The organism is Roseateles sp. P5_B10, assembly GCF_056400485.1.
Genome location: NZ_JBFULE010001663.1, coordinates 1 through 567, shown reverse-complemented (window position 1 = coordinate 567; position 567 = coordinate 1). Strand labels below are relative to the sequence as shown.

The window sequence follows — 567 nt, the reverse complement described above, 5'->3', positions numbered from 1 at the left end:
GACGGTGAACGGCACTGAGGTGTCGCACAGCATCGCGCCGCGCGTCACGCTGGCGGATTTCCTGCGCCAGACGCTGGAGCTGACCGGCACCCATACCGGCTGCGAGATGGGCGTTTGCGGCGCCTGTCTGGTTATTCTGGATGGCCGCGTCGTACATTCTTGTCTGACCTTCGCGGTGCAGGCGAGCGGGGCGGCCATCGAGACCGTCGAAGGTCTCACCGAGCGCACTGCGATTGCCGATCTTCAGGAGGCATTTCATCAGCGCAACGCCCTGCAATGCGGCTTCTGTACGCCGGGCATGCTGATGACCGCGCATAGCCTGCTGTCACAGCCGGGCGTGCCGACGCGTGAGGAAATTCGCGAAGCGCTATCTGGAAATTACTGCCGCTGCACCGGCTATGAAGCCATCGTCGATGCCATCGAGAAGGTCGCGCGCGACCGCGATGCAGGTGTGATTGATCAGGCATCCGAGGAGGTCGGCGCATGAGCGTGCTAACCCCACTGGATCGTCCGAACTCCTATATCGGCCGCTCGGTGCCGCGCCCGAATGCCAAGCGATTGCTGGCC

Annotated in this window: 1 protein-coding gene; it reads left to right on the top strand. The window is 63.5% G+C overall.

Annotated features, from left to right (window positions below; translation table 11 throughout):
• On the top strand, window positions 1-487 hold a 487-nt coding region (locus AC1DU6_RS35200; protein WP_477863202.1), incomplete at its 5' end, for a (2Fe-2S)-binding protein.
• Window positions 488-567 lie beyond the last annotated feature (80 nt).